A 25,058-nucleotide genomic window follows, 5' to 3' on the forward strand; every position below is an offset into this window, starting at 1 on the left:
TCATAACATCAGATCACTTTATCCATTATCGTGTCGATTAAATATATTTTTAAAATTTAAACTTAGCACCGAGATAATTAAAACATTCTTCGGTGCTATTTTTGGAATAAAAAAATCACTCACTATATGACTATTTTTTCCCGCTATTATTTAGGATCCGTAGCTCCTTTCGGTGGCCCAAGCCTATCCAATTCAGCTAAGATTGCCGTAATCTGAGCTTCCCAATCTGCGGGTTTTATTTGCTTACGTAACCACGGCAATCGCTCTTGACGTTTAAAATCAACTGAACTGACAGACTCCTTTCCTTGTAATAAATATTTCGACATAAATGCCAAAATATATATTTTTTCCTTGTCTGAGTTGAAAAGGCTAAGATAAGGGATAAAAAACTGATGTGTCAGTTCATTCTTTTCGTTTAACCCATGACATTTAAAATGCAAAATATTATTAGTAAACGCCACGCCTAATTCTTTATAGCGAGATACATACACCTTCCCTCTTTTCCAGGTGTAAAAAAGTTGTCTTTCATGATCAATAATGAAATTTGCAGGTTTACGCAATCTTAAAAAGATGCTGACAAGAAGAATATTGGCACTAAGGAAGAATAATCCAAAGCTAGCATCTATAATCAGATATCGCCTAGCCCTTTCTTCACCATAATAGCTATCATTAGAATATTTAATATAGAGATATTTTAATAATGATACCTTTTTTTCATCTGATATCACTTGTAATGATTTAGTATATGCAGGTGCCTTAGGATTTAAATAAAATTGCTCCCCATAAAATTTTTTTGCATTTTTAACAGACCAAAGAAAATGCTTTTCGTTAGCATCCCATGCCTTAACAAAGTTATTAATGAAAAATCCAAAAGCTAACATAAACCCAATCATCACAGGTACTATAACTTCTTTTCTTGCTCTGATAAGATTATGACGAAAATGACACTCCTTGCTATTTATCGCATCCAAAAAATCTGCACGTTTTACAGTTTTATTATCCAGAAGAATTATCTTTTCTTCCAGAACAGGATCACCAAATGAAAACAAAGGTTCTGTTGATGGAGCTTTCACTCTAAAAAGTTTTTTAAATATTTTTTTCATTTAACGTAATACCTCATCTTCATATCCATAAACCGCATTTCCCAACGTTGGTTCTTTTCCCCACTTATAGTGAAGAGGAGAAACAATATCTCTTATTGGTTTATAATACCAAAAAACTTTCATATACGCAGAATATTGTTTTTCTACCTCTACAGTGAGTGTGGTGAAACCACTTTTCTCATCATAAATTAGATTATTACGATTTTCACAAGCAATATTTATTGCTTTATCAAACTTATTTTTCACCACAGAATAATGATATCTACCATAACTACGTTCAGTTATTGACGCATCCGGATCACTATAACCATCTGACAAATTAGATGGAATAACTTCATAATATATATCTGATTCCCCCCATTTGAAGTTAGGCAATATAAATTTATAAATTATATTTCCTTGTTTATTATTTTCAATCTTTAACATTGGTTTAATAAAAATATTTAAAAATTCTTGTTTCTCAACCCAATATGCATTATTAATTATTTCGTCTGCACTTTTTATTTCGAAAAATTGATCATCTAAGGATGGACGATCTTTATCTTTACTCCAAAAAGCATACTTCTCTCCATTCCCCCAAAAGCAGTTCTTTAACAACGTTTCCAAATCTACCCAATTGAAGTAGATAGCTGCAAATGTTCCACCAAGCATGAGTGAAGCTCCTATCGCAATCAGAAGACTGATGCCAAAAGTCACTTCCGACGTTGCTACCGCTATGGACCATCCTACAGCCATCACTATTGATCCTGTACCTACTGCAATATGAGAATAAGCCTCTTTATCATTACCAATACCAAAAGAGTTGTATGCATCATAATAAGAAAGTGCTCCACTCACAAATCCGGTAGCAATTAATCCACCATTTACCCATTTTGTTATTAAAGCACTTTCTAACATAAGCCTGCGTGATGCAGAGTCCAATAATGCTTTTACTGCGGGGCTATTCAATTTACCCGCCAATCTAGCTGCAAATTTAACAGCATCTCCACCAATAGCGGAAACACCTTTTGCAGCAATTAATCCTCCTAATATAGTATTCACATAGCTTGCAACATAATAATAAGGAAGTCTGTTTGCGTTAAATGGTGCATTTTTATCGAAACGAGACATTGATGTTAATTTATATAACACATAACTCTTCATAAATAAATCCAGGCCACTTAAGCCAGAACTCAATAAGTAACCAGCAGACTTATTTGCATTATAAAAAAACTTAAACTGGAGATTTAATTCAGGTCTTTTAAATTTAACCAGCGGTATTTTTATCTTTATATTATTATTGTAATTATCCAATTTGTTAGACCAATCAAACACTTTTTTGCCTACAATCCTTTTCAGGCCAGACTCAGCATGGGTCATACCTTTCTTAATTTTTCCTGACACACCTTGATTTTCATATTCTTCAATTTTTTTCAGAAACTTATAATACTCTTTTTCAGTTAACTCTAAATATTGCCCTTGCATTATTTCAAGCCCCAAATAGTGTAAGATTTTAGGAACAAGTTTATGCGTTATCTGTTTAACACTCAATACATGTAAGTGCAATATTCCTTTATATGATAATTCTGTTGTAAATACATAAAGTCTAGCCAATAAATTACCAACAACACTGAGCATTATATCTATTCCTCGATTGAGGAACTTTGCAATGGAACCTTTATCAACACCATCATGGCCCAATGAATTCACTATTCCATTGAGGGCAACATCCCATACGCTATTTCCTGCTATAGCCAATGGACCTGCAATAATACTTTCCATTGCCAACAATCCCTCTTCCGAATGGTTTAGAGGTTCAATTAGTTCGGCTTGTAATATGCAGAATCGTTCAAATTCTTTTGCGTCATCTTCAGTATAAATGTCTTTTTTATCAGATAGAGAGAAAAAATTTTCAACGTAATGGGTAAGCCCACCTAATTGACCTGCGATCATTTCACTTTCAAAGAAATGTTTATATAACTCAAGAATCTCTTTCTTTCTATCTTTTAAACTCTTAATTGGAGCAGTCAATTTAGGCCACCAAGTTTTCCAATTTTCTTGGTGAATACACTCCTCAACATATTTTTTGACTGCTTCATTTTTTGATGCAGCTAATATCTCAACAAAATTTCCTATCGTAAGAGGATACATATTAGTTGCACTATAGTTTAGCTCCCAAAGATTAAGTAACGTATACATCATTAAAATATCACGCTGATATCCCACAGGATCATGCAATACCACAATCTTGGCTTTATCTTTGTAATAAGGACAGATAAGACTGTCTATATAACGCATTTCCATGTCTGCATCCATGAAAAAGCTGCCTTCCGTCGTGATATCCCCCAAATCAGCAGATTGTAACAGCGGATCGGATAATTGATTTTTGTATACCTGAAATTGTTTTTCAGGATCTTTGAAATCTTCCACTAATCCGTCAAAATGTTCTTGTTTGGCATCAATGGCATAATCTGATGCCTCACTGTCAAAATCCACAAATTGCATCGCATGCTTACGGAAGTTTTTATCATTATCTATTTTGTTCAGGACAGATTTAGCCAGCTCGACTTCACTGTAAATAATGCTGATTTGGGTCACATCTTTGTCAATCGCCAGAAAAGGATAGCCTAATCCCGCAGTACCGCTGACAGGCTGGATTTCTTCCCATGATGAGCTTCCGGATTTTTGCTCATATTTGGTGTATTTTGTGACCATCCCCCTTTTGCCCCCTAATGTAACAATCTCAGGGCTGAATTTGAAAATCAATAACTTACCTTCATGTTGGGAACCCCGGGTTTTAATTGATCCTTCTTCTTTGACATAGATCCAACCCGGTCTTGGCATTCGGATGCTATAGCCCCCTAAAACGCTTGCATTTAATGAATTATCATAAGGATCAATAAACGTACTGATTGGCGGTGGTAATTGAGCATTTACCCAGTTGTCACCAAAAAAATTCATATAGGCGTATCTGACCGGATAAACCGGCCGGATATTGACGTCACAGGGCCTGATAACGGTATCCATGTCCAACTCATGGGGTATACGTGCCCTCGCCTCATCAACTATCTTTTCAAACGCGCCATCAATGGCTTTCCCTGCTGTATCAACAGCCTCACCGGTTTTCGTGACAATAGAATCAACAATATCCATTTCTCTTTTTTCCTATGTTATTTTGCAATCCGATGCTGAAAACAATACTCATAACAACTCAGCGCCCGTATCTCTTGTGCCTGTGATCCTGCATATGCAGGTTCCCACGCCCGCTGCCACTCGCATTATTTTAGCTATAGAAAAAACAGCCACTACATTTACAGCAGGATGACAGGTTAATTTAAGATAAAGCCCAGTTCAGATGCGTTAAATTTAAAATAAAACGGGTTTTATATAGAATAAATAACCTACAACCCTGTATTGATTAATAAGACAAATTCAAATATTAAGCCATGATAAAAATATGTCAAAACAAAAAACAGCCAATAACAACAGAAGCCTCCGACAATAATTTCATTATTATGTCCAAATCGTCATTCAATCGGAACAATAATCTAAATGAGAATTTAAATTTAAAATATTGGGATATAAAATCGAGAAAAGTTAACCTAACACAATGAATTGACAGCAATCCTCTGAAAAAAGCGGCATTGATCACATTACGTTAAATTTCATTCCTCAGCCTGCTTCAATGTAAGCCCATTTACTGACTAATTTACGCACGATGGAGCCGATAACGACTACCGACTTTGCTGACTTAATGATAAGCAAGATCAAAAACCGCTACAAAAGTCACATTTTTACACTTCATGAAACCGATTACATGAATAGCAAGCCCCTCTCACATTCTATCTGGAATAAGTTCGTTACCCTGTCTGTTACGACCTATCCCACACCGAAGTGCTCACTGTGTGGTTAAAAAATAGATTACAGGTTACATCGCGGTGGCATGGAAGCGCAGCCAACAAAGCTGCAACTTGAAAGACGAAGGGTAAATTATATTCAATAATTACTTAAGGTTATATATGAGTCAAATAACCCCCCAGTTAACAAATATGTGGGATAAAAGTCACGAATCCTGGTTTGTAAAAGATAAAAAACTCCGTTTTATATACGCAAATAAGGTGTTTATTAACTTAAATAATTTACCTGAACACTTTGATCCCAGGGGATATACTGAACAAGAATTATCTACGCCGTTCAGCCATCTTGTTCATCTCTTTGAAGAGCATGACCGTAAGGTTTTGCAGTCTATGCAACGGATATCCTCTATCGGTGCTTATTCTCAACGTAATGATCAGCAAGGCAGTGATCAACAAAACAATGATCGACAAAACAATGTTCAACAAGACAATGATCAACAACTCAAGTCCTATTTTTGTGAAAAATATCCGTTAATGGATGAAAATAATCAATGTATTGGTATCATTTGCCATGCCAAAGAAATAAGTCATTTTTCAGTACATCATTATATTAAAAATGATACTTCTATAGCGATTAATCTTAATCACCCAAATAATATACTGACAGAGAAAGAATGGCGGGTGATTTTTTTATTTTGCCGTGGTGTCAGCAATAAAAACATTGCTAAAGAAATGAATATCTCAGGTCGTACCCTGGAAAGGTATTTTAAAGTTATCTATGAAAAATTATCAATAAATTCAATCATTGAATTAAAAATGTTTTGTGAAAAACATAATTATGACCTCTATATTCCACCTGAATATTTTAAATCTGTAAACCATGCTTTATTATATTAAGCGTAATATAGAGCCATTTACTGAAAATTGTTAAAAAAATCAACATCCATTATTCACTTGAAATAACGTCTACAAAACCGCTCATGATAATATGAATAAATTGGGATATTATTTCACTTCACATTTGGATTGCATCACTGCCGGGGAGAACGCATGGCCACTATGAAAGATGTAGCACATCGAGCTGGAGTATCCGCAGCCACTGTCAGCCGTGTCATTAATAATACCGCTTACGTCGAGCCGGGCACCCGTGAGCGGGTAGAAAAAGCTATGCGGGAATTCAACTACCACCGTAATTCCGCAGCTCTTGCCTTAGCAAAAAGATGCGGGAATATGTTGGGCTTGCTGACAGGGAATTTGGCTGACCCTTTTTTTTCCCTTTTGGCTCGTGGAGCTGAAAACATTGCCCGGCAAAAAGAGGCTAAGTTAATGGTTTGCAGTGGTGGGCATCAAGCTGAACTTGAGCAATCTGCCCTGAATTTTTTAATCAACCAAGGATGTGAAGCAATAGTGGCCCATGTCAGCCGAATGAACGATGCCGATATATTACGTTATGCGGCGCATACTCCAGGGTTAGTGATTATCAATCGATATTTACCGGCCATCGCCAACCGGTGTATCTGGTTGGATAATGTCAGTGCCTCTCAGACTGCCACCCATTACCTTCTCCAAAATGGTCATCGAAAAATTGCTTATGTCACCGCCGATCTCCCGATCAATGATAGAAGGCTCCGTCTGGAGGGATATCATGCTGCGATGGCGAATGCCGGGATCATCGTGCCCAGTGATTGGGTTATCAGCGTTCCATTTAACGAAAAAGGCGGGGAGCTGGCGGCGGAAAAGCTCCTGGACAGTGGTGTCAACTTTACTGCGGCAGTCACATTCAATGATGTGATGGCGGCCGGCATGATGCGCTCCCTGCATCGGCGGAAAATCAACTTACCGGAACAACTGTCGATCGTTGGGTTTGATGATATTGTCACTGCCCGGTATCTCTATCCCCCCTTAACCACCATCCATAATCCGATCGAACAAATGGCTCAACGGGCGGCTCATCTGGCATTACAAATCAGCGCCAAAAAAGAACTCACGCCACAAATGAATATGTTCTCAGCGGAGCTCGTCATCAGAGATTCCGTTTTTTTGATAGAATAACTTTTATTTCAATAACCTATATTAAACTGGAATTTTTTATATGGATGACAAGAAAAAACTTAATTTGGGGCTGGCTGTACTGCCCATTGCTGCAATGCTCTTATTGCTGATTATTGGCTATGGTCAACTGGGTCTACGCATCGAATCCCTCTTGCTCGTCTCCGCAGCAATAGCCGCCGCCTTAGCCTATTGGCAAGGCTATCGCTGGAATGACATTATTGATGCCATTGTGGCAAAGCTAGCCAAAGCCATGCCAGTGATCATGATACTGATTTGCGTCGGGGGCTTAATTGGCACCTGGATGTTCAGTGGAACCATACCTTACATGGTTTACTGGGGACTCAAGCTGATTAGCCCTCAATACATACTCATTGCCGCCTTCTTTATCACCAGCGTGATTTCAGTTTGCACCGGCACATCATGGGGGGCAGTCGGAACAGTCGGTGTCGCCCTAATGGGAGTCGCCACTGGCCTGGATGTATCTTTGGCAGCAGTAGCGGGTGCGGTGGTTTCAGGTGCATATTTCGGGGATAAAATCTCGCCGTTATCTGACTCAACCAATTTCGCGGCCATCGTTGCTGATACCGATCTTTACAGCCATATTCAACATTTAATGTATACCACTCTCCCAAGTTTTGTCTTAGCCAGCATTGTTTATTTTATTGCAGGCCATACCAGCCTAACCGATAACGCGGCAACACCCGAAAAAATCACCGACATCATTCAGTCTCTTGAAAGCCTGTATCACTTCAATTTATTGCTGATTTTGCCACCATTACTGGTTTTGTGGGGAGCGATGACAAGACGGCCGGTGATACCCATCATGCTGGCTGCCTGTACACTGGCGATTGCGATCGGTGTAGGGCTTCAGGGATTCACGCTTAAACAAGGGCTTAATGCGTTAATTGATGGTTTCAATCTCTCAATGTTTTCTGGTCAGGTGCACGACATCACCGGGATCGTTAGTGATGTTCCCCGCCTGCTCAATCGTGGTGGTATGTTCTCCATGATGAGTACTATATTGCTTGTATTTTGTGCATTCGCGTTTGCGGGCACGTTAACACTCACGGGTGCCCTGAACATCATCATTAACCAGCTTCTGAAAGCGGTTCACTCAACCGGGCAACTTATCGCGGCAACCCTGGCCACCACCATTCTGTTAACTGGGGCAACCTGTGATGGAAAGCTGGCTCTTCTTATCCCGGCAGAACTGTTCAAAGGAGCTTATCGCCGGATGGGATTGGACAACAAAAATCTATCTCGAACCATTGAAGATGGCTGTACTGTCATTGAACCCCTGATCCCTTGGACTGCCGCTGGCATTTACATGGCGACGACATTGGGTGTCAGTACGCTTGATCTACTACCTTGGGCTATCCAGTGCTATGCTGCGGCCTTTTTTGCTCTCATCTATGGCTTTACTGGTTTCGGTATTGCAAGAACCACACCAGAAATCTCCCCGAAGAAAAAGGAAAACCAACGTGGAATCATTTGATTTCAACCAGATAATCGATCGCCACAATACAGGTTCTGTTAAGTGGGATTTTTTAGATCGTTACCTACACTTAACTAAAACTGACCTTCTCCCCATGTGGGTATCTGATTTTGATTTTCAAAGCCCCAAAGAAGTCCGGCAAGCCCTGTCTTCCCGTATTGATCACGGTATTTTCGGTTATAGCGAACGCGACGATCTTTACTATCAGGCAGCCATAGACTGGTTTTCAAGACGCCATCAACTGACCTTGCACAGGGATTGGTTCACATCGATAGAGGGTGTCCTGCCCGGATTAGCTTTATTGATACAGATGCTGAGTAAACCAGGAGAAGGTGTCATTGTACAAGGGCCTTATTACTCTTCATTTGCCAAAATTATTGCAATGAACGACAGGGTGCTCATTGAAAACCCGCTTCTTGAAAGCCCGGAAGGTTATAAAATTGACTACGCCCATCTGGAACAGCTACTGGAGCAACACCGACCCCCTCTGTTCTTGTTATGTAACCCACACAATCCTACTGGCCGGTGTTGGGATCGTGACGAACTGCTCCAGTTATTGGGGCTCTGCAAAAAATACGGTACGACGGTCATTTCCGATGAAATTTGGGCTGATTTAATTTTGCCACAGGAGAAATTCACTTCAATACTGCATCTTGGAAGTGAATGGCATCGTCATGTTATTGCTGCCACCTCAGCAAGTAAAACGTTTGGGCTTTCATCGCTCCGTATATCAAACTTTCTCATTCCAGACCCCGCTCTCCGACAAGCCTTTAATGATAGGCTTAATGCCCACGGATTAGATGTATTCAATGCATTATCGATGACTGCGGCTACAGCCGCTTACCAATATGGGGATGCATGGCTTGATAACCTACAAAATTATCTGGCTGAAAATCGTCGCTGGTTCGAACAGGCTTTAGCCTCTTCCGTCCCTTGGTGCCGGATGACCAAAGCGCAAGGTACCTATCTGGCCTGGCTGGATTGTCGCGATTTGGGCTTGGATGATGGCACCTTGCAACAGGTATTGATCCAAAAGGCCAAAATAGCCGTTTCAATGGGATGCAGTTTTGGCGAAAGAGGACAAGGGTTTATCCGCATCAACTTAGGTTGCCCCCGTCAATACCTTGAAGAAGCCATCGCGGGTTTAGCCCAGTTAACACCGTAAAGTTCACATTATAAAATACAAAGGTATCCGAGAAACCGTTCTGTTTTAAGCCTATGATAATACTTGAAACTTTTCGCAAGAAAAGTTTCAAGTAATTCGTTCACTTATACTGCTTTTTGTATGAAACGTTCGTGCTAAGTTTGAGAAAGGCAATTTATTTACCCTATCAGCTCTGTGCCAATCAGTGACGATCAATAATTCTTTCTTCCCTTCCTTCTGGTTGGTTAATAAAAACACAATACTGATATCTTCTTAAGATAATTTTTTTATAATATTACAGGTTATTCCCTGGCGTTGGTGCTGGTATAAAATACTAAAAATATCGCGACTAAAACGTTAATCTTGACGAAGAACAATCAAATATTCTCCGAATGGCAAAAGTGAGTTCAGTGACTAAAAGGTCATATATTAATTAATATCAGTAAAAATCGGACAACAAACACTCGAACAGATTATTTTGCAACCGACATAATATTTGAAAATTGTAATCGTTTTTAGAAATGTTGGAAGCGTATGAAATACTTTACTGAACATCACTTCTCTTAAGGCAAATAAGCAACATTAAATCTTTATACCCAATAGATTTAAAAATACAACTAACAAAGCGGTAACTTGAAAAACGACGGGTATATCGTCTTTGACTGGCTAATTGTTGTGCCATATTATAGGATTAATTTATTCAAACATGGCAAAAAGATAATGATATGAGTAATAAACCCATCATTTCACCTCAAATAATTAACACTCTAGCCGCAAGTCACGATCCCTGGGGCATAAAAGATAAAAACTCCTGCTTTATTTATGGCAACAAGGCATTGAAATCCATTAAAGGATTCTCTGAGTCATTTGATTTTGAAGGACTCTATGATGATGAGCTTCCCTGGGATGGTGCTGAGTTTGCAAAGGAATATATCCACCATGACCACAAGGTCATGAAAGAAGAAAAATCATATGTTTCACTCGAAACCCATATTTGGGGAGAAACGAAAACGTTATCATCTTACTTTTGTGAAAAATCACCGCTTTATCATGATAATGGTGATTGTATAGGCATTATATTTCATCTATGGAAAGCCCAAGATTATTCATTAACCCGCCTGTACCATGGAAAACTGCCTTCCTCCATTATGTTTCAACCACCGACTCATTTATTTACCCAACGAGAATGGGATGTTATTTTCCTCTCTTTACACAAATACACCAGTAAACAAATGGGCAGAATGTTAAATATTTCTTATCGTACTGTCGAAAACTATACAGCACAAATATATAAAAAAGCGGGTGTCAGTTCTGCTCAACAATTGGAAGAATATTGTCGCTTTAATGATTTCGATCTCTATGTGCCCGAAAATTTTTTACGTCCTGAAAGCCGTATTTTAGTTTGAATCTCAAATTTTGGCGGCATCCACAATACCGATATTTAATCCCTGTATGCTGCCAAAATATCGGTTTTATTGACAACAAGATCAATAAATTGTTCTTTTATGCCTGCCTGACCAATACGATAGAGATTAATCCTAATTTGATATTTATAATACCGTATTGCTGTTTTTCGGCGGTGTATCTCTCTTATCTTCCAGACGGTTAGCAAAATCCTTTCACCAGATAAATTCATTTTCATCCAATAAGTGATCTGTCTTCCATTTTTACAATCCAATGCGGATTTTTCTTGCTTGTTTTTTGATCGCAACCTATTTATTGTTCAACAATGAACAAACAATGAGTTAACAATAAGAGAAACCAAAACCAACAATAAAACAACAATTCATTCATGGGGAAGTTAAGATATGCTGCACACTATCAATTTTTGGCCCCTAATCGGGATCGCCGTCATTATCATTGGCTTTATCATCAGATTTAATCCGGTTCTGGTTGTTACCATTGCCGGCTTTGCCACGGGATTATCCGCCCAGATGCCCATCGTCGATATTCTGGAGAAGCTAGGTTCGGGATTTATTAATACGCTAAACCTGACACTGACCATTCTGCTTCCTTTGGTCATCATTGGCCTGCTGGAAAGACACGGGTTAAAAGAACGTGCCCAGCAATCTATTGCCCATATCAAAACCGCCACCACCGGACGGTTACTGATTATTTATCTGTTTATACGCGAAACATCTGCCGCCCTGGGGTTAACCAGTTTAGGGGGACATCCACAAATGGTTCGCCCTCTGCTGGCTCCTATGGCAGAAGGCGCGGCGGAAAATCAATATGGTGAATTACCGGATTCAGTTCGCCATCGCATTCGCGCGATGTCCGCCGCAACAGACAATACGGGTTTATTCTTTGGCGAGGATATTTTTGTCGCCTTTGGCGCAATTATTTTTATGCACAATTTCATGCTGGAATCGGGGGGGATTCACACTGAACCCCTGCATATTGCCCTCTGGGGAATTCCCACCGCCCTCTGTGCTTTTCTTATTCATTCCGTTCGGTTATATCGCCTCGATCACCGCCTTGCCAATGAACTTAGCGCCTTGAACCACACTAAGCTGAACAGCAAGGAGACAAGATAATGTTTCAACTACAGTATCTTTATGTGCTGGCAGGGCTGCTCTTACTCGCTGTTGCAATCATGTCATGGCGTGATAAAGCCAATCCCCGCCGTTTAACGACCGGCTTATTCTGGGCGCTCTATGGTTTAATATTTCTGGTGGGGAAATGGAGCGCTCATCTGGCAAGCATCTGGACCAGTGATGAAATTCATGCCCAGAAAATCGCCCATATCAGTGTTGGCATATTGGTGGTGGTGATGTCACTGCTGGCAGGATTCGGTGGCGTGCGCTTGGGCAGCTATCATCAACCCACACCCAAACAGCGGCAGGAAAGTGCTGACCGTCTTGGCTCTCGGTTGTTTTTGCCCGCCTTACTGATCCCTGTCATTACGATGATAGGCGTTCTGATGTTTAACCACATTCCCGGTTTGCAACAGGCGGTTTTTGGTGCAGGTAATCACACAACTTTGGTCACGCTCTTTTCCATTACCCTGGGTTGCCTGATTGGATTCATCATTGCGTTACGCATGAGCCGCGATACCATCACACAGCCCATACAGGAGACTCGCCGTCTGCTGGATTCCATTGGTTGTGTGTTTATCTTGCCACAGATTTTGGCAACCCTTGGATTGCTGTTTACCGCAGCCGGTGTAGGTACAGTGATTTCCCACTTAACCGAAAATTATTTATCTGTCGATAATCGCTTTATTGCAGTGGTCACTTATGTCTTTGGCATGGCCTTGCTAACCATGATAATGGGCAATGCTTTCGCCGCCTTCCCGATTATCACGGCCGGCATAGGTATTCCTATTTTGATCTTACAGCATGGTGGCAACCCTGCGGTCATGGCCGCTATCGGGATGTTCTCCGGCTATTGCGGTACGTTGATGACACCAATGGCAGCGAATTTCAATATTGTTCCCGCAGCCTTGTTAGAGCTGCCGGATCGCAATGCTGTCATCAAGGCACAAATTCCTACAGGATGCGCTTTACTGCTGACGAATGTGTTCTTACTCTATTTTTTAATGTTCTTATAAAACAACTACAAGGAACTGTCATGAAAACTATTTTAGTCACTGGTTTTGAACCTTTCGGTGGTGAGACGATAAATCCCTCATGGGAAGCCATCAAGCCATTACAAGGATGCCAAATCGCTGACGCAAATATTGAGATTTGCCAACTTCCCTGTGTTTTTGATATCGCCTTGCAACATCTCTATGCGGCTATTGAACTCTATAAACCAGAATTAGTGATTTCAGTAGGACAAGCAGGAGGCCGGGCAAATATCAGCGTGGAACGTGTCGCAATTAATGTTAATGATGCCCGCATTCCCGATAATGCAGGGAAACAGCCCATTGATACTCCCGTTATTCTCAATGGCCCTGCGGCATATTTTTCTACCCTGCCGATCAAGGCTATTGTTAGTGCATTAAAAAAGGCGGGTATCCCCGCATCTATTTCTCAAACTGCCGGTACTTTTGTTTGCAATCATGTGATGTATGGTTTACTGCATTATTTGAACCAACATTACCCTGCTATACGTGGCGGTTTTATCCACATTCCTTATTTGCCAAAACAGGCAGCGGAACGCTCTGATATGCCCAGCATGACTCTGGAATTGATGGCAATGTCGCTAAAAGCCGCTATTGAAGCCGCATGGGAAAATAGATCAGATATTGTTGTGACGGGTGGAGCTACGCATTAAGAAAATAAATCAGTGCAGGAAATAGATTGGCCACTGAAGATAGTGGCCAAATCAGAAAAATATTTTATAAAAACAATACGTTAAAAAATAAATGTATTAAAAAGGCAATAGTTGATAGAAATTCAGCAACCCAATAACCACAACCGCGAAAATGGCCGCGATAATGTCATCCAGCATGATGCCGACTCCGCCTTTCACATAGCGGTCAAACCAGCGAATCGGCCAGGGTTTCCACATATCGAAAATACGAAATACCACAAAACCCACTAAAACCCACTGCCAGTTGAGCACAGGGATAGCCATCAGTGTGATCCACATACCAATGAACTCATCCCAGACCACACAGCCCGGATCTTCTACGTTCATGGCGTCGGCTGCTTTCTGGCAAATCACACAACCAATGACCGTTCCCAACGCAATCACCAACCAGATCCCCCATGTCGGTAACTGCACCAGCAGTAACCAGAAAGGGAGCGCCGCCACGGAACCCATTGTGCCCGGCATAATCGGCGATAAACCGCTACCGAATCCCGTCGCCAATAAATGCCACGGATTGCTCATCCTTAAGTGGCGCTTTGCATCACCCATGCGTTCCCTCCGTTTGATCATTTTCCGCTTGCTGTGCTGCCGAACAAGGTGCTAGCGGTTTTTTATCGGTTTCAAAATGGTCAAAACCTTTCAGATCCAGCTCAATTTCTTCGTTTTTATTAAAATAGCGGATGCCTTCTGATTCCGGCCTGATTTGACCAATACAGCAGAAACTGGCACCCGTGTGGGCCAATGCCATATTTAACGCACCACGGTTAAGCTCAGGTACGGTGAAGCACAATTCATAATCTTCACCACCGCTCAATGCCCATTTCAATGCCTGTTCGGGCGCAACATATTGCTGCATGGCTTCCGAATAAGGCAAAGCATCCAGATTAATACGCGCACCGCATTGGCTGGTGGTCAGAATATGATTGAGATCAGAAATCAAACCATCGGAGAGATCAATGGCGGAAGACGCAAGATCACGCAACGCCTGACCCTGTAAAACCCGTGGTTGTGGGCGCAGATGACGCCTGACCAACCAATTGTGGATAGCGGTATCTTCCACCGTCAGACGGTCTTGCAGCAGAGCAAGCCCTGCGGCGCTGTCCCCCAGTGTGCCGGTAACATAAATCCAGTCGCCATTTTTCGCCCCCGCACGGCGCAGTGCCCTGCCCGCCGGAACCAAACCCTGTACGGTTAGCGTCAGGCTCATGGGGCCTTTCGTTGTATCCCCACCGATTAGCTGCATACCGTAATAGTTCAGTTGCTCAAACAGACTGTCACTGAATCGCTTTAACCAATCCTCATTGACGTCAGGCAACGTTAAAGCCAATGATGCCCAAGCTGGATCTGCTCCAACTGCGGCCAAGTCACTGATATTGACAGCCAGTGCTTTATAGGCCAAATCTTCCGGTGAGATGTCAGGAAGGAAATGAACGCCGGCAACCAATGTATCAGTGGTTACCGCTAATTCTTGCTTATCTGCAACGGTCATCAGCGCACAATCATCACCAATCCCTAAGGTTACATCACGTCGGCGGATGACGGGGCGATTGAAATAACGTGCAATGAGGTCAAATTCACCACATGCCATAGTAGAATTCCAAAAAGTGACTAACGATGAACACATGAGGCCGGGGAACCGGCCTCATGTGTAAAATCATCGAGTTATAATGGGGAACTCCTGGCAAGCAATCACTTTTTCTTGCGTGCTGCCGGGCCAGCTTTATCCAACACCCCATTCACGAATTTATGACTATCTTCAGCGCCAAACACTTTTGCCAGTTCGATGCCTTCATTAATAGCCACTTTGTAGGGAACATCATCACGAAAGCTTAGTTCAAACATTGAAACGCGCAAGATGGCTTTCTCCACCTGACCTAACTCTTCGAGCTGGCGGGAAAGATAAGGCGCCATCAACGCATCCAATTTTGTAGCATTGACCGCTACCCCGGACAGCAGCTCACGGAAATAGGTGATATCAACACCAGTTACGTCCTGCTCCGACAAAAACTGCAATTCAACATCAGCAATGCTATTTTTGGATAATTGCCATGAATAAATTGCCTGAACAGCACACTCACGAGCACGACGACGAGCAGCAGGTTTCACAAAATTCCCCTTAATTAAAACTAAAAACTCAGCCTTTAATGGCTTTGATTACATTGATCATTTCCAATGCGGTCAGGGCAGCTTCTGCGCCCTTATTACCCGCTTTAGTACCAGCGCGTTCAATCGCCTGTTCTATATTTTCAGTCGTCAGAACACCAAATGTAACAGGAATGTCGCTGGACATAGCCACACTGGATAAACCAGAGCTGCATTCGCCGGCAACATATTCGAAGTGGGCTGTACCGCCACGGATAACTGTACCCAAAGCGATAACCGCATCATATTTTTTGGACTCAGCCAGTGCCTTGGCCGTCAACGGCAGTTCATAAGCACCCGGTACCCATACTACGGTGATATTGTCTGAAGAAACCTGACCGATACGTTCCAGCGCATCCACGGCCCCTTCCAGCAGGCTGTCATTAATGAAGTTGTTAAAGCGGGCAATCGCAATAGCGATACGAGCTTCAGGCGCGGCAACAACACCCTTGATTACGTTCATAGCCTTCCTTATATCTTATTCATATTCCGCAGGGGCGCGGATCTTATCACATTCTTTTTCTCTGCGTCTTGATTTATGTCCCGACTTAAATCAGGGCACTTAAATGGGTCGTAAGCGCAGACGCACATCAGGCCCTACCTGTTTTACATCAAACAGAGTGAATTCAGGAGCATCCGATAATTTCTGTAATTCAGGGATAGCAAACAATCCACGGGCGCTATTTCCCAGCACCTTAGGCGCGAGATAAAGGATCAGTTCATCCACCAGCCCCAATGACAATAAAGCCCCGGCCAGAGCAGGACCACATTCTGCCCAGACTGAATTTACCTGACGCCTGCCAAGTTGCATCATCAACAGTACCAAGTCAACGCCATTGCCATATGCCGGCAGCAGGATTTGCTCGACATGCTCAGGCCATTGCTGTTCATCTTTGTTAGTACGTGCTAACCAACATTGCCCGGTCTGCCGGATAATTTGGTGTTGTGGAGTAACCCGATTTTGGCTATCGGTAATGATGCGGATTGGCTGGCGGAGAAGTTCTTGAGGATAAGCCGCCTGTGTATCAGCATCCATTTCATGCCAACGGACAGTCAGTGAAGGATCATCCGCCAATACCGTCGCACTGGAACTCAGAATGGCACTGCACTGCGCCCGCAATTTCTGTACATCCTGACGCGCTTCGGCTGAAGTAATCCACCGACTTTCTCCCGATGCCAACGCGGTGCGTCCATCCAACGAGGCTCCCAGTTTTAATTGCAGGTAAGGAAAACCGGTGCGCATACGTTTGAGAAAGCCTTTATTCAAGGATTCAGCCTGCGCCATCATAAGGCCATGTTCAACGATGACACCCGCCTGCTGCAATTTATACAAACCACGTCCGGCTACCTGGGGGTTGGGATCTTGCATCGCGACCACGACACGACTTAAGCCCGCCGCAATTAAAGTATCAGCACAGGGAGGGGTCTTGCCATGATGACTGCAGGGTTCAAGCGTGACATAAGCGGTAGCACCTTTCGCTTTTTCACCTGCCATGCGCAGGGCATGAACTTCTGCATGAGGCTCACCGGCACGCAGATGAAAACCTTCCCCTACAATCTGATCATCCTTAACGATGACACAACCTACATTGGGATTCGGGGATGTTGTAAAACGTCCCAGTTGCGCCAGCTCCAGCGCCCGGGACATATATATCTCATCAAGTGTCATGGTATTTAGTCTTGTAGTTTGGCTATCTCTTCGCCGAATTCACGAATATCCTCAAAACTGCGGTAAACAGAGGCAAAACGGATATACGCGACTTTATCCAGTTTTTTCAGGGCGTCCATGACAAAATTACCAATCATCTTGGACGGAATTTCGCGTTCTCCCGTTGACCGCACCTGCGATTTGATATGGCTAATCGCCGTTTCCACATCATCAGAGCTGACAGGACGTTTTTCAAGTGCCTTTTGCATGCCACGACGCAATTTTGCTTCGTCGAAAGGCTCACGGATATCATCACTTTTAATGACCCGTGGCATCACCAGTTCTGCAATCTCAAACGTGGTGAAACGCTCATGACATTCCAGGCACTGACGGCGACGGCGCACTTGGGAGCCATCCCCAACCAAGCGGGAATCAATAACTTTAGTATCAACGGCTGCGCAAAATGGGCAATGCATATCGTTTCCTGACAGTTAACCGAAGGGATAACAGTGTACCTTGAAGTGATAATGAAAAACACCCTGTCAGTGAGTACTTACAGGGTGTTTAAGCGATATCCTCACTCGATCACGCTAAATCGTTAAGGAAGAATAGCAGGCTGGTCTGCCCCTTCTTTCTCAACTTTCTGCTGGATCATATGCTCACGCTTCATACCCAATTTAAGAGCCAGTGCCGAAGCCACATAGATAGAAGACACGGTACCGATGGAAACACCGATTAACATTGCCAGCGAGAAGCCTTTCAGCATTTCACCACCGAAAATGTACAGCATCAATACAACCAGCAACGTGGTCGCCGAAGTCATGATCGTGCGGCTCAGCGTCTGAGTCAGGGAAACATTCATGATTTCATAAGAAGTACCACGGCGGATTTTGCGGAAGTTTTCACGTATACGATCCGACACAACGATACTATCGTTCAATGAATAGCCGATAACGGACATCAACGATGCAACGATAGTCAGGTCAATTTCGATGCGGAACAACGACAGAACGCCCAGCGTAATCATCACGTCATGCGCCAGTGCGATCACCGCCCCTAGTGCCAAACGCCATTCAAAGCGGAAACCGACATAGATCAAGATACAGATCAGGGCAACCAGTAACGCCATCGCTCCGGTTTGCGCCAGTTCGCTTCCCACGCTTGGCCCGACGAACTCCACACGTTTAACCTTGGCATCTTTATCGATATTCTGGTTAATAACCGTAATAATCTTATTACCCAGTTCCTGCCCCGCATTTCCTTCCACGGGTGGCATACGAACCATCACATCACGGCTGCTGCCGAAATTTTGCAGCAATGGATCGACAAAACCACTCTGTGTCAGGCTCTCACGCATCTTGTCCAGATCTGCGGGCTTACTCAAGTTTACCTCAATGACCGTCCCACCGGTAAAATCAAGCCCCCAGTTAAACCCACGAACACCTATCATAACGATGGAAGCGAGCAATAGCAGGAACGAAATCCCAAAGGCAACGTTGTCCCAGCGCATAAAGTCGATCACTTTACGCCCGTAGTTTAATTGTTCAACAGTATAATCCTGTGCCACAACGTACTCCTTAAATTGACAACTTATTGATTCGCTTGCCACCGTACAGCAAGTTCACGATTGCACGGGTTCCCACAATGGCCGTGAACATTGAAGTCGCCACACCAATGCTGGTGGTAATCGCAAAGCCCTTAATGGAGCCAGTACCCACCGCATACAAAATGATGGCAGTAATCAGTGTAGTCAGGTTTGCGTCGATGATACTGGAGAACGCACCTTTATAACCTTCATGAATGGCTTGTTGTACCGTGCGACCGTTACGCAGCTCTTCTTTGATACGTTCGTTTATCAACACGTTCGCATCCACGGCGACGGCCAGTGTCAGGACGATACCCGCAATCCCCGGCATGGTCAGCGTCGCTCCCGGCAACAGGGACATGACACCGACGATCAGCACTAAGTTAGCCAACAGTGCGCTGCTCGCAATCAGACCAAACTTGCGATAGTAAATCACCATAAACAGGATGGATGCCATTAAGCCCCACAAACACGCCTCAAGACCTTGCTCAATATTCTGCAAACCCAACGTCGGCCCAATGGTGCGCTCCTCAACAATCTGGATGGGTGCAATCAATGCCCCGGCACGCAGTAACAGAGACAACTGACGGGCTTCGGCGGGGTTGCTGATACCCGTAATGCGGAAGCTGTTACCCAAACGTGACTGAATGGTAGCGATGTTAATGACTTCTTCTTGCTTAACCAAGACCGCACGACCGTTGGCATCTTTCTTACCACTGTCCTTGTATTCCACAAACAGGGTTGCCATTGGTTTTTGCAGGTTATCTTTGGTGAAATTGGACATCGCCGTACCACCAGCACTATCCAGGGAAATATTCACTTGCGGATAACCGTTCTCATCCGTGCTGGAAGTCGAATCGGTGATATGATCACCAGTCAGGATAACGCGCTTATACAACACCACAGGGCTGCCATCGCGGGTATCTTTCAATTCTGAATCCGCCGGAATTCGGCCAGATAACGCGGCATTCTGGTCAACATTGGTATTGACCAAACGGAATTCCAATGTTGCGGTTGCACCGAGGATCTCTTTCGCACGGGCGGTATCTTGAATACCCGGCAGTTCAACAACAATACGGTCTGCGCCCTGACGTTGAACCAGAGGCTCCGCAACACCCAGTTGGTTTACGCGGTTACGCAAAATAGTAATGTTCTGCTGTACGGCATAAGAGCGGGCTTCACGCAGGCGTTCATCACTCATGACCGCTTTCAGTGTACTGTTGGCACCCGCAGAGAAGACTAAATCACGGTGACGGGATTCAAGATAGCTTTCCGCTTTAGAACGTGCATCGTTATCACGGAAACGTACTTCAACGCCGTAATTATCAATTTTGCGGATAGTGGAATAAGCAATGCCTTGATCACGCAGTTCAGAGCGCAGGCTATCAATGTTCTGCTCCTGTAACTTGCCCAGTGCAGTTTCCATATCCACTTCCATCAGGAAGTGAACACCACCACGCAGGTCAAGCCCCAGTTTCATGGGTTCAGCACCCACAGTCCTTAACCAGATTGGCGTCGCCGGCGCAAGGTTCAATGCCACGACATACTGTTCGCCCAATGCAGAAACCAGTGCTTCACGGGCACGGAGCTGCACATCAGTGCTATTGAAACGAGCAAGGATGGCTCCATTTTCCAATGCGATGGACTTGCTCTTGATTTGATCTTTTTCTAAAACATTACGGACTTGGTCCAGCGTTTGTTCACTGGCGGCGACACCTCGCACGCCAGTGATTTGTACAGCCGGATCCTCACCATAAAGGTTGGGAAGTGCATAAAGCAGACCGATGAGGATCGCAGCGATCAGCATCAGATACTTCCACAAAGGATAACGGTTCAACACGGCAGTTCCCTTCGGGAAAATCAGAAAATTAAATAGCTTTCATCGTACCTTTCGGCAAAATGGCAGCAACGAAGTCACGTTTGACAGTTATTTCAGTGGTGTCATTCAGGGCAATGACCACGTAGCCTGTTTCAGACACTTTAGAGACACGACCAACCAAACCACCAGAAGTCAGCACTTCATCCCCTTTGGAGATGGAATCCATCAATTTTTTATGTTCTTTGGTACGTTTTTGCTGTGGACGCAGGATCATGAAATAGAAAATCAAACCGAAAACTGCCAGCATGATAATCAGAGAATATGGGCTACCCTGAGCTTGCGCGGGTGCACCAGCGGCTGCCGCAGCTTCAGAAACAAAAAGACTCATCAAATTTCCCTCATTGTTATCGAAAACAGGTCATCGATAACAGGTTATCGAAAACATGTTATCAAAAATAGTATCATCGAAAATATTGTTTGCCGAAAATCGGCAATGGCTAGATCAAAAACCAGCCCGATATGCTACACATATTGAGGCTGGTTAGTCACGCCAAATTATCTCTTTAACGGCGGAACGGGTTTGCCAATCCGCTGATAAAACGCTTCAACAAACTGTTCCAGTCTGTCTTCTTCAATGGCTTTGCGAATTTCGGCCATCAAACGCTGATAATACCTTAAATTATGTATTGTATTCAGCCTTGCACCAAGAATTTCGTTACAGCGATCAAGGTGATGAAGATAGGCACGGCTATAATTGCGACAAGTATAGCAGTCACAATGCTCATCCAGTGGAGAAGTATCTTCTTTATGCTTGGCATTACGGATCTTGATGACCCCTTCTGTCACAAACAGATGACCATTGCGGGCATTACGGGTCGGCATCACACAGTCAAACATATCGATGCCACGGCGAACACCTTCAACCAAATCTTCCGGCTTGCCGACTCCCATTAGGTAGCGCGGCTTATCCTGCGGGATCTGCGGACAAACATGCTCCAGAATACGGTGCATATCTTCTTTGGGTTCACCAACGGCCAGACCACCCACAGCGTAGCCGTCAAAACCGATTTCCACCAGTCCTTTTATAGAAACATCGCGCAAATCTTCATAAACGCCACCCTGAATAATACCAAACAAGGCATTTTTATTGCCCATCTCATCAAAACGTTGACGACTGCGGGCAGCCCAACGCAATGACATTTCCATGGAACGCTTCGCATAATCCCAATCAGCAGGATATGGCGTACATTCATCGAAAATCATGACAATATCGGAACCCAGGTCATACTGGATTTCCATCGATTTCTCAGGACTGAGAAAAACAGGGGTTCCGTTGATTGGATTACGGAAATGAACGCCCTCTTCTTTGATTTTACGCATTGCCCCAAGACTGAAGACCTGAAAACCGCCAGAGTCTGTCAAAATAGGCCCCTGCCACTGCATAAAATCATGCAGGTCACCATGCAATTTCATGATTTCCTGCCCCGGACGCAACCACAGGTGGAAAGTATTGCCTAACAGGATTTGCGCACCGGTTTCTTTCACTTCTTCCGGTGTCATGCCTTTTACCGTACCGTAAGTCCCTACAGGCATAAATGCCGGGGTTTCCACCACCCCACGCTCAAAAATCAGACGGCCACGACGGGCATTTCCATCCGTCTTTTGTAACTCAAATTTCACTTAACCTCCAGACATCAGAAAAACAGTCTGATGCGATACATAAACCGCACATTCTAATGGCTAATTAAGCCACTGTACACGCCAGCCTCACAATATACGGTATGTCAAATTTTGCGATTTTTTGTGCCATTTATCCTTTTTAGTACCACCGTTTTGAGACAGCACCCAATCACCCATTGTGGCGGCCACGTAAATTCACGTGATCCATTGACGCTATTCCATTCCATCGCCCACTTTTCACACTTTCACCCTGCAAGGTACTCAGGCCGCTTAGAAAGTTCATGTTTAGATCCCCAAAAAAAGGCCGCATAAGCGACCTTGTGTGAATCATCGAGGGTGGAATGGTGATAAAAATTTATGAACCATAGCCAGCAATGGTATCTTCTAAAAGCTCATTGCGATAGTTAGATAAAATCTTTAACACGAAAGCAGTATTATCACAATCTGCCTCGCCAATAGCTGCCAATATTGTCAGTTTCACTAGCTCAAATGACGCATTAAGTTCAAAATCATTAAGTATCAAGAATACACTAGCTGCCTGAAAAGCAGTCCGTTTATTTGCATCGTTGAAAGCGTGCGCTTTAGCTATTGCTATCAAATACATAGCCGCAAACTTAAAGACATCTTCGCACTCTTCATAATCTCTCAACGTTTCAATACGGGATAAGGCTCCCTCAAGCCTACCAATATCAGGTATTCCGCTATTGGGAAGCGTTGATCTCTGGATTTCAATAACTTCTTCCACTGAAAGAAATCGAATATCCATTATTTATCTTCCAGCGCCTTAATAATGGCTGCATATTTCGTTTGAGTATGCGACAGAGCATCTTTAAATTTTTTGGCGCTGATGTTGATAGGCTTAGCTACATCAGCCGCGTCACCATTCCTAATCAACTCTGAGTTATCAGATTGCTCTATCTTTTTGATAACGTTAATTCTTTCCATATGCACCTCTCTTTCTGTATATGTACAGGTTAGCAGCATCAATACAGCAGTCAACGTACATAATCATGATGAAACCGGACTAGTCATGCCATCCGTGAATTGGTAATGAGAATACATTAATCGGCGAATAGTTAGCCAACTATAGCGGCGTTGTCACATTTTTGGCACAGGTCGATAGTGACATCAGCCAGCAACAGCATTTACAGCTGTTAACCGGCTGAGATGACGATTATTTTTATTTCGACACCGTTTCTTTTGATGCCATTCTATTGCGACTAATAAACATCGCATCACCATAACTAAAAAAGCGATATTTTTCCGTAACCGCTGATTGATAGGCGCTCATGGTATTTTTATAACCGGCGAACGCAGAAACCAACATGATAAGGGTGGATTCTGGCAGGTGGAAATTGGTAATCAGTGCGTCTACAACCTGATATTCAAAACCTGGATAGATAAAGATCTGGGTATCATCAAAAAAGGGCGCAATAATTCCATCCTGGCAAGCTCTGGCGGCACTTTCCAGTGAGCGGACTGAGGTTGTTCCCACCGCAATGACTTTGTTGCCACGCGCTTTACATGCCAGTACAGCATCCACGACATTCTGCGGCACTTCAGCATATTCAGCATGCATGACATGATCTTCGATGGTTTCCACCCGCACAGGCTGGAAAGTACCGGCACCAACGTGCAAGGTAACAAAGGCCATCTCAATGCCTTTTTCGCGCAACGCAGCCAACAGGGGTTCATCGAAATGCAGCCCGGCCGTCGGGGCAGCCACTGCACCGGGGCGCTCATTATAGACGGTCTGATATAACTCACGATCGGCGTCTTCATCAGGACGGGCGATATAAGGAGGCAGTGGCATATGACCAATCTGATCCAAAATGGTCAATACGTCACGATCATCATCAAAACGAATCTCAAACAACGTATCATGGCGCGCCAGCATCGTTGCTTTGATGCCCCGATTTTCACCAAGAACATCTTCGCCAAGGATCAGAGCGGCACCTGCTTTCGGTGCCTTGGAAGCACGAACATGAGCAAGTACTCGCTTATTATCCAGCATCCTTTCAACTAACACTTCCAATTTTCCACCGGTCGCTTTGCGGCCAAACAGGCGCGCAGGAATGACGCGGGTATTATTGAAAACCAACAGATCACCGGTTTCCAGTTTATCCAGCACATCAGTAAAAATACCGTGCGTCAGCTCTCCGGTTTCACCATCAAGGGAAAGCAGCCGGCAAGCACTTCGCTGCGGCTGGGGATAGTGAGCAATCAGCTCTTCTGGCAGTTCAAATGTAAAATCAGCGACACGCATTTTATCTGTATCATTCAAAAAAAAAAAA

23 protein-coding genes are annotated in these 25,058 nt (G+C 43.6%); 8 read left to right on the forward strand and 15 right to left on the reverse strand.

Annotated elements, in window-relative coordinates:
- Positions 1 to 146: 146 nt before the first annotated feature.
- Both Xbed_RS02885 and Xbed_RS02890 read right to left on the reverse strand, forming a co-directional pair.
- Positions 147 to 1,103, reverse strand: coding sequence for a hypothetical protein (locus Xbed_RS02885; RefSeq protein ID WP_086111447.1), 957 nt, complete (start codon positions 1,101 to 1,103; stop codon positions 147 to 149).
- Positions 1,104 to 4,235 carry a toxin VasX gene (locus Xbed_RS02890; RefSeq protein WP_086111448.1) on the reverse strand — a complete coding sequence of 1,044 codons (3,132 nt, stop codon included), beginning with the start codon at positions 4,233 to 4,235 and terminating at the stop codon, positions 1,104 to 1,106.
- Positions 4,236 to 5,101: 866 nt separating this feature from the next.
- Between Xbed_RS02890 and Xbed_RS02895 the strand changes: the two genes are divergently transcribed.
- From Xbed_RS02895 to pcp, 8 genes are all read left to right on the forward strand, one after another.
- Positions 5,102 to 5,836 (forward strand): PAS and helix-turn-helix domain-containing protein, encoded by a 735-nt coding sequence (locus Xbed_RS02895; protein WP_086111449.1) that lies wholly within the window; start codon positions 5,102 to 5,104, stop codon positions 5,834 to 5,836.
- A 153-nt stretch (positions 5,837 to 5,989) separates the two neighbouring features.
- Positions 5,990 to 6,991 carry a LacI family DNA-binding transcriptional regulator gene (locus tag Xbed_RS02900; protein WP_086111450.1) on the forward strand — a complete coding sequence of 334 codons (1,002 nt, stop codon included), beginning with the start codon at positions 5,990 to 5,992 and terminating at the stop codon, positions 6,989 to 6,991.
- A 40-nt stretch (positions 6,992 to 7,031) separates the two neighbouring features.
- Positions 7,032 to 8,486, forward strand: coding sequence for a Na+/H+ antiporter NhaC (gene nhaC, locus Xbed_RS02905; RefSeq protein WP_086111451.1), 1,455 nt, complete (start codon positions 7,032 to 7,034; stop codon positions 8,484 to 8,486).
- Complete coding sequence (locus Xbed_RS02910; protein ID WP_086111452.1) at positions 8,473 to 9,651, forward strand: MalY/PatB family protein; 1,179 nt, start codon at positions 8,473 to 8,475, stop codon at positions 9,649 to 9,651. The genes nhaC and Xbed_RS02910 overlap by 14 nt, the downstream gene beginning before the upstream one ends.
- Positions 9,652 to 10,355: 704 nt before the next feature.
- A complete protein-coding gene (locus Xbed_RS02915) occupies positions 10,356 to 11,036 on the forward strand; it encodes a helix-turn-helix transcriptional regulator (RefSeq protein ID WP_086111453.1) in 681 nt (226 codons plus the stop codon).
- A gap of 402 nt (positions 11,037 to 11,438) precedes the next feature.
- Positions 11,439 to 12,167, forward strand: coding sequence for a DUF969 domain-containing protein (locus Xbed_RS02925; protein WP_086111455.1), 729 nt, complete (start codon positions 11,439 to 11,441; stop codon positions 12,165 to 12,167).
- Positions 12,164 to 13,183, forward strand: a complete 1,020-nt coding sequence (locus Xbed_RS02930) for a DUF979 domain-containing protein (protein ID WP_208612186.1) — start codon at positions 12,164 to 12,166, stop codon at positions 13,181 to 13,183. Before Xbed_RS02925 ends, Xbed_RS02930 begins: the two co-directional genes overlap by 4 nt.
- A 20-nt stretch (positions 13,184 to 13,203) precedes the next feature.
- Positions 13,204 to 13,851: a pyroglutamyl-peptidase I gene (gene pcp / locus Xbed_RS02935; RefSeq protein ID WP_086111457.1), complete on the forward strand. Its 648-nt coding sequence runs from the start codon at positions 13,204 to 13,206 to the stop codon at positions 13,849 to 13,851.
- A gap of 96 nt (positions 13,852 to 13,947) precedes the next feature.
- Here pcp and pgpA read toward each other — a convergent pair whose 3' ends face one another.
- The 13 genes from pgpA to queA form a co-directional block, all read right to left on the reverse strand.
- Entirely contained in the window at positions 13,948 to 14,439 is a 492-nt protein-coding gene (gene pgpA, locus Xbed_RS02940) for a phosphatidylglycerophosphatase A (protein ID WP_086111458.1), read from the reverse strand.
- On the reverse strand, positions 14,432 to 15,478 hold the full coding sequence (thiL, locus tag Xbed_RS02945) for a thiamine-phosphate kinase (protein ID WP_086111459.1): 1,047 nt from the start codon (positions 15,476 to 15,478) through the stop codon (positions 14,432 to 14,434). Before thiL ends, pgpA begins: the two co-directional genes overlap by 8 nt.
- 101 nt (positions 15,479 to 15,579) lie before the next feature.
- Complete coding sequence (nusB, locus tag Xbed_RS02950) at positions 15,580 to 15,996, reverse strand: transcription antitermination factor NusB (RefSeq protein ID WP_086111460.1); 417 nt, start codon at positions 15,994 to 15,996, stop codon at positions 15,580 to 15,582.
- A gap of 28 nt (positions 15,997 to 16,024) precedes the next feature.
- Positions 16,025 to 16,495, reverse strand: coding sequence for a 6,7-dimethyl-8-ribityllumazine synthase (gene ribH, locus Xbed_RS02955; protein ID WP_086111461.1), 471 nt, complete (start codon positions 16,493 to 16,495; stop codon positions 16,025 to 16,027).
- Positions 16,496 to 16,594: 99 nt separating this feature from the next.
- A complete protein-coding gene (gene ribD, locus Xbed_RS02960; RefSeq protein WP_086111462.1) occupies positions 16,595 to 17,701 on the reverse strand; it encodes a bifunctional diaminohydroxyphosphoribosylaminopyrimidine deaminase/5-amino-6-(5-phosphoribosylamino)uracil reductase RibD in 1,107 nt (368 codons plus the stop codon).
- Between the two features lie 5 nt (positions 17,702 to 17,706).
- The gene (gene nrdR / locus Xbed_RS02965) at positions 17,707 to 18,156 is read right to left on the reverse strand and encodes a transcriptional regulator NrdR (protein ID WP_086111463.1); all 450 of its coding nucleotides are present in this window, start codon (positions 18,154 to 18,156) and stop codon (positions 17,707 to 17,709) included.
- Positions 18,157 to 18,278: 122 nt separating this feature from the next.
- Positions 18,279 to 19,247 carry a protein translocase subunit SecF gene (gene secF, locus Xbed_RS02970; RefSeq protein WP_086111464.1) on the reverse strand — a complete coding sequence of 323 codons (969 nt, stop codon included), beginning with the start codon at positions 19,245 to 19,247 and terminating at the stop codon, positions 18,279 to 18,281.
- Positions 19,248 to 19,257: 10 nt separating this feature from the next.
- Positions 19,258 to 21,105, reverse strand: a complete 1,848-nt coding sequence (secD, locus tag Xbed_RS02975) for a protein translocase subunit SecD (protein ID WP_086111465.1) — start codon at positions 21,103 to 21,105, stop codon at positions 19,258 to 19,260.
- A gap of 28 nt (positions 21,106 to 21,133) precedes the next feature.
- Complete coding sequence (gene yajC / locus Xbed_RS02980; RefSeq protein WP_086111466.1) at positions 21,134 to 21,472, reverse strand: preprotein translocase subunit YajC; 339 nt, start codon at positions 21,470 to 21,472, stop codon at positions 21,134 to 21,136.
- A 167-nt stretch (positions 21,473 to 21,639) separates the two neighbouring features.
- On the reverse strand, positions 21,640 to 22,764 hold the full coding sequence (tgt, locus tag Xbed_RS02985; RefSeq protein WP_086111467.1) for a tRNA guanosine(34) transglycosylase Tgt: 1,125 nt from the start codon (positions 22,762 to 22,764) through the stop codon (positions 21,640 to 21,642).
- A 355-nt stretch (positions 22,765 to 23,119) separates the two neighbouring features.
- Positions 23,120 to 23,533, reverse strand: coding sequence for a type II toxin-antitoxin system death-on-curing family toxin (locus Xbed_RS02990; RefSeq protein ID WP_086111468.1), 414 nt, complete (start codon positions 23,531 to 23,533; stop codon positions 23,120 to 23,122).
- A complete protein-coding gene (locus Xbed_RS02995; RefSeq protein WP_086111469.1) occupies positions 23,530 to 23,709 on the reverse strand; it encodes a hypothetical protein in 180 nt (59 codons plus the stop codon). Before Xbed_RS02995 ends, Xbed_RS02990 begins: the two co-directional genes overlap by 4 nt.
- Before the next feature lie 235 nt (positions 23,710 to 23,944).
- On the reverse strand, positions 23,945 to 25,030 hold the full coding sequence (queA, locus tag Xbed_RS03000; protein WP_086111470.1) for a tRNA preQ1(34) S-adenosylmethionine ribosyltransferase-isomerase QueA: 1,086 nt from the start codon (positions 25,028 to 25,030) through the stop codon (positions 23,945 to 23,947).
- Between the last annotated feature and the right edge of the window lie 28 nt (positions 25,031 to 25,058).

The organism is Xenorhabdus beddingii (assembly GCF_002127545.1).
Classification (GTDB): domain Bacteria; phylum Pseudomonadota; class Gammaproteobacteria; order Enterobacterales; family Enterobacteriaceae; genus Xenorhabdus; species Xenorhabdus beddingii.

Excerpts from the sequence above, each read along its gene's own strand:
- Xbed_RS02885 (WP_086111447.1), bottom strand. The coding sequence starts at position 1,103 with ATGAAAAAAATATTTAAAAAACTTTTTAGAGTGAAAGCTCCATCAACA.
- Xbed_RS02890 (WP_086111448.1), bottom strand. The coding sequence starts at position 4,235 with ATGGATATTGTTGATTCTATTGTCACGAAAACCGGTGAGGCTGTTGAT.
- Xbed_RS02895 (WP_086111449.1), top strand. The coding sequence starts at position 5,102 with ATGAGTCAAATAACCCCCCAGTTAACAAATATGTGGGATAAAAGTCAC.
- Xbed_RS02900 (WP_086111450.1), top strand. The coding sequence starts at position 5,990 with ATGGCCACTATGAAAGATGTAGCACATCGAGCTGGAGTATCCGCAGCC.
- nhaC (WP_086111451.1), top strand. The coding sequence starts at position 7,032 with ATGGATGACAAGAAAAAACTTAATTTGGGGCTGGCTGTACTGCCCATT.
- Xbed_RS02915 (WP_086111453.1), top strand. The coding sequence starts at position 10,356 with ATGAGTAATAAACCCATCATTTCACCTCAAATAATTAACACTCTAGCC.
- Xbed_RS02925 (WP_086111455.1), top strand. The coding sequence starts at position 11,439 with ATGCTGCACACTATCAATTTTTGGCCCCTAATCGGGATCGCCGTCATT.
- pcp (WP_086111457.1), top strand. The coding sequence starts at position 13,204 with ATGAAAACTATTTTAGTCACTGGTTTTGAACCTTTCGGTGGTGAGACG.
- pgpA (WP_086111458.1), bottom strand. The coding sequence starts at position 14,439 with ATGGGTGATGCAAAGCGCCACTTAAGGATGAGCAATCCGTGGCATTTA.
- thiL (WP_086111459.1), bottom strand. The coding sequence starts at position 15,478 with ATGGCATGTGGTGAATTTGACCTCATTGCACGTTATTTCAATCGCCCC.
- ribH (WP_086111461.1), bottom strand. The coding sequence starts at position 16,495 with ATGAACGTAATCAAGGGTGTTGTTGCCGCGCCTGAAGCTCGTATCGCT.
- ribD (WP_086111462.1), bottom strand. The coding sequence starts at position 17,701 with ATGACACTTGATGAGATATATATGTCCCGGGCGCTGGAGCTGGCGCAA.
- nrdR (WP_086111463.1), bottom strand. The coding sequence starts at position 18,156 with ATGCATTGCCCATTTTGCGCAGCCGTTGATACTAAAGTTATTGATTCC.
- yajC (WP_086111466.1), bottom strand. The coding sequence starts at position 21,472 with ATGAGTCTTTTTGTTTCTGAAGCTGCGGCAGCCGCTGGTGCACCCGCG.
- Xbed_RS02995 (WP_086111469.1), bottom strand. The coding sequence starts at position 23,709 with ATGGAAAGAATTAACGTTATCAAAAAGATAGAGCAATCTGATAACTCA.
- queA (WP_086111470.1), bottom strand. The coding sequence starts at position 25,030 with ATGCGTGTCGCTGATTTTACATTTGAACTGCCAGAAGAGCTGATTGCT.